This window comes from Winogradskyella sp., assembly GCF_013042245.1.
Lineage (GTDB): Bacteria > Bacteroidota > Bacteroidia > Flavobacteriales > Flavobacteriaceae > Winogradskyella.
In genome coordinates this window covers 1-3,946 of the sequence record NZ_JABDQL010000131.1, presented here as the reverse complement: position 1 = coordinate 3,946, position 3,946 = coordinate 1, and the positions used below count along the sequence as shown (strand labels likewise).

5 protein-coding genes are annotated in these 3,946 nt (G+C 33.0%); 3 read left to right on the top strand and 2 right to left on the bottom strand.

Going from position 1 to position 3,946, the window contains the following annotated elements:
- Positions 1 to 647 precede the first annotated feature (647 nt).
- The 3 genes from HKP48_RS10340 to HKP48_RS10330 are packed head-to-tail and all read left to right on the top strand — an operon-like array spanning position 648 to position 2,382.
- A complete protein-coding gene (locus tag HKP48_RS10340; RefSeq protein ID WP_296345543.1) occupies positions 648 to 1,937 on the top strand; it encodes a DEAD/DEAH box helicase in 1,290 nt (429 codons plus the stop codon).
- 2 nt (positions 1,938 to 1,939) lie between these two features.
- Positions 1,940 to 2,161 (top strand): DUF6500 family protein, encoded by a 222-nt coding sequence (locus HKP48_RS10335; protein WP_296345541.1) that lies wholly within the window; start codon positions 1,940 to 1,942, stop codon positions 2,159 to 2,161.
- The gene (locus tag HKP48_RS10330; RefSeq protein ID WP_087492930.1) at positions 2,158 to 2,382 is read left to right on the top strand and encodes a VF530 family protein; all 225 of its coding nucleotides are present in this window, start codon (positions 2,158 to 2,160) and stop codon (positions 2,380 to 2,382) included. The genes HKP48_RS10335 and HKP48_RS10330 overlap by 4 nt, the downstream gene beginning before the upstream one ends.
- On the opposite strand, the gene HKP48_RS10325 is transcribed toward HKP48_RS10330, so the two are convergent.
- The gene (locus HKP48_RS10325) at positions 2,379 to 3,269 is read right to left on the bottom strand and encodes a YitT family protein (protein WP_296345537.1); all 891 of its coding nucleotides are present in this window, start codon (positions 3,267 to 3,269) and stop codon (positions 2,379 to 2,381) included. The two genes, HKP48_RS10330 and HKP48_RS10325, sit on opposite strands and share 4 nt — an antisense overlap.
- A gap of 58 nt (positions 3,270 to 3,327) precedes the next feature.
- Positions 3,328 to 3,786, bottom strand: a complete 459-nt coding sequence (locus HKP48_RS10320) for a tRNA (cytidine(34)-2'-O)-methyltransferase (protein WP_296345535.1) — start codon at positions 3,784 to 3,786, stop codon at positions 3,328 to 3,330.
- Positions 3,787 to 3,946 lie beyond the last annotated feature (160 nt).

Sequence of the window (3,946 nt, the reverse complement as noted above, 5' to 3'; positions counted from 1 at the left end):
ACGTTTTTTGCTTTCTAAGAAGGTTGTTCAGTTCAACAACAGTTTCTTTAATGTTTAATACCGCCTTTTTTCCCATAGGTAAATATACGAAATATATACGGCAATACATAACTTAAACGGTATAACCTTTCTAATAGTTTATTTTCTGTTCTTAGTTTATTAAAGCTAAACCATGCTATCAAAATTAATATCAATACTGGACCAAAAAGAATCCAAATGGGGAAAATCTTTTTTGATCAGTATTTCTTATACTATTCTTTTGATTCAGAACTTAAGTCTTTAATTTCAGAACTATTATTACAAGACCTGCAGGTAATTAAGGTTTTAATTCTATAATGGTATAAACGGTATATAGATCAAATGAAATACAGAAATATTCTTTTCTAAAATCATTTGATTTTTAGAATCACAATTAATAAACTTTATTATTCTAGGTCTATATGAGTCTACTGTTGTTGTATAAGTCCCGTATAAGAATGCTAGCTATTGTTTTAGAATTATTTGGAATAAATTTTGTTTAGACGAAGTTCGACTTTTTTATGGAGAATTTCAACATAATAGAAGTTAAGGGGAAAATAAGCCCTACATTCGCCAAAACTAAAAGGAGTGACCTAAATTAGATAGAGTTTACTTCATAAACTTTATATATGTCATTTAAATCTTTAGGCTTATCAGAGCCTATACTCAAAGCTATTGCCAAAAAAGGATACGAAACACCTTCACCAATACAAGCTAAGGCTATTCCGCCAGTTTTAGATAGTAAAGATGTCTTAGCATCTGCACAAACAGGAACAGGGAAAACAGCAGGTTTTACTTTACCATTATTACACATTTTATCAGAAAATCAAAGGCATCATCGACGCCAAATTCGTGCTTTAATATTAACTCCAACACGCGAGCTTGCGGCACAGGTATACGCTAACGTGAAAGAGTATTCGGAGTTTTTAGATATTAGAGGTGCTGTGATTTTCGGTGGGGTTAATCAGAAACCTCAAGTGTCTAAAATTAGGCAAGGTATTGATGTTTTGGTAGCGACACCTGGGCGATTATTAGATTTAGAAAGTCAAGGCTTATTATCCTTGCGTCATGTTGAAATTTTTGTATTGGACGAAGCGGACCGTATGTTAGACATGGGGTTTTTACGTGATATAGAACGTGTCATGAAACTCATACCTGCCAAACGCCAAAACCTAATGTTTTCGGCAACGTTTTCTAAAGATATTAAAAAACTAGCATATTCTATTTTACACAACCCTGTACAGGTAGAAGCTACTCCAGAAAATACCGCGGTTGAGGTCATAGAACAAAAAGTATATCGTGTTGCTAAAACTAAGAAAACAGATTTAATTATTAAGCTCATTTCCGAAGGTGATTGGCAACAAGTTTTGGTGTTTACTAGAACAAAGCATGGTGCAAACCGTTTAACCAAAAAAATGATTAGCTCAGGAATTACGGCTGCCGCTATTCATGGTAATAAAAGCCAAGGCGCCCGAACAAAAGCGTTAGCAGGTTTTAAGAGTGCAAAAATTAGAGTTTTAGTAGCTACTGATATTGCGGCGCGTGGCTTAGATATTCCGCTACTACCACATGTTATAAATTTTGAATTGCCAAATATCTCAGAAGATTATGTACATAGAATTGGGCGTACAGGTAGAGCTGGAGCTAGTGGTGAAGCCCTGTCATTGGTAAGTGCAGATGAAACGTCTTATTTAAGAGGAATTGAAAAGCTTATCGCTCAAAAAATACCTGTAGAAATTATTGAAGGTTTTGAACCCGACCCAAATGCATCAACTGAACCTATCAAGCCTGGTCAAAATAGACAACGGAGTCCTAGAAGAAATAGCAAGCATAAAGGCGAAGGTGGAGGTTCTAACTCAAGAAATTCTAATAGAAATAGAAATCGCAATAGAAGACGAAATAACGATAATAGAAATTAATAATGACACCTGCTTTAAAAGACAAAATTATTGAGGTTTGTAATCTGAAGATTACAACAAAAGGGGATAATGTTGGAGTATCGTTTTATGCGTTTTTTAGAAATAAAAATGATAATCCTAAATTATTATTTGAAGCTGCTACTTGGTGGATAAAAACCCATGAGTTAGACCATTTTGAAAAAGCTATAAAGATTAAAGCAATGATAGAAAAGTTGAAAAAATGACGTCACAACCAAATAATCCACTTCATGGCATTAAACTTCAGCAAATTATTGAAGATTTAGTAGCACATTATGGTTGGGAATATATGGGTTACGAGATTAATATTCGATGCTTTACACATGACCCATCTGTAAAGTCGAGTTTAAAATTTTTGAGACGTACGCCTTGGGCACGAACTAAGGTAGAAAAAATGTACTTGAGTATGTTAGAAAAGCGTCGTTAGATTTTAGGTAAGACTTTATTTTTCTTTTTATCTAAATAATGACGTAAAACACCGCCTTTTACATTATTAACATCAAATTCAATAACAAACGCATCACTGTCAATTCTATTAATAATTCGTTGCATTCGTTTTATGTCAATACGGTTAATTATGGTATGAATAATATCAAAATCAACTTGCTTTCCTGAATTGCCAACACCACGAGTACCTCGATAAAGCGTCATTCCAACACCTAATTCTTTCATAATAGCATCTTCAATAAGAAGGTATTGTTTTGATACAATGGTAACACCAATAAAATCCTCGAAACCTTCAATAGTTAAATCAGTCACTTTTGCTGTTACGATATATGTCAAAATCGAGTATAGCGCTACTTCTATTGAAATTACATAAGCGGTAATGCTGAATAAAATGATATTAAATATTAGGATAATCTGACCTATGCTGAAACCAAATTTATCATTTAAATACACACCTAAAATCTCTGAACCATCCAATACAGACCCATTTCTAATCGCAATACCAATACCAGCACCAAGGAAAAGTCCACCGAATATTGAAATTAAAAGTTTGTCTTCTGTTATTGTACCAAAATTTTCAAAATGAATAAATAAGGCCAACCCAATTATACTAATTATAGACTTTATGACAATACGTTTTGAAACGGTGTAGTAACCTAAAATCAAAAAAGGAATACTAAATAAAACGAGTAAATATGAGATATCTACATCTACAAATGTTTTCACTAAAAGTGCAATACCTGTAACACCACCATCTAAAAATCCGTTAGGCAATAAGAAGGCTTTTAGACCAATACTTGCCAAAACAATACCAAAGGCAATTTGTAGATATTCTGAAATTAGACTTTTAGCTTTTGAAAATTTCAAGGCGTTGGTTTTTGTTAAAGTTACAAAAGTAGAAGTCTTATAATGTTTGTTTTCAGAACTATTTTATATTTAGTTGTTTTAATCCTTCATAAGTAATAATACTTACGGCACTTGCAAGATTTAGGCTTCTAATGTGTTGGCTATACATAGGTATTTTAAAAAGTTGGTCTGAATGTTTTTCAGTGATGTTTTCTGATAGACCAACGGATTCTTTTCCAAAGATTAAAAACATATGGTCTTCAAAATTAATATCCCAATGCGATTTTGTACCGTGACTGCTCAAAAACACCATGTTTTCATCTTTATTCCTCTTGAAAAAATCTTCTGTATTATCGTAATAAATAACTTCTAGATGTTGCCAATAATCGAGTCCAGCACGCTTTAGACGTTTATCATCTATTTCAAAACCAAATGGCTTAACCAAATGTAATCGTGAACCCGTCGCTAAAGCTAAGCGTCCAATGTTTCCTGTGTTATTAGGTATTTCCGGTTCTATAAGGACAATGTTAAGCGGCATTTTTGTTTCTGAGCTTTATAATAATTAAACGTATTAATTATGCGAATCAAGAGTTAAATATTAGTGTTATAAAGGCTGCGGCTAATCGTCCATAAACATGTAGACTCAGTCCTTTAGTAGATCTCACCTTACTCGCTTTCTGTATATCTGATTTTTCAAT

Coding starts and splice junctions, on each gene's coding strand:
- HKP48_RS10340 (WP_296345543.1), top strand. CDS start 648: ATGTCATTTAAATCTTTAGGCTTATCAGAGCCTATACTCAAAGCTATT.
- HKP48_RS10335 (WP_296345541.1), top strand. CDS start 1,940: ATGACACCTGCTTTAAAAGACAAAATTATTGAGGTTTGTAATCTGAAG.
- HKP48_RS10330 (WP_087492930.1), top strand. CDS start 2,158: ATGACGTCACAACCAAATAATCCACTTCATGGCATTAAACTTCAGCAA.
- HKP48_RS10320 (WP_296345535.1), bottom strand. CDS start 3,786: ATGCCGCTTAACATTGTCCTTATAGAACCGGAAATACCTAATAACACA.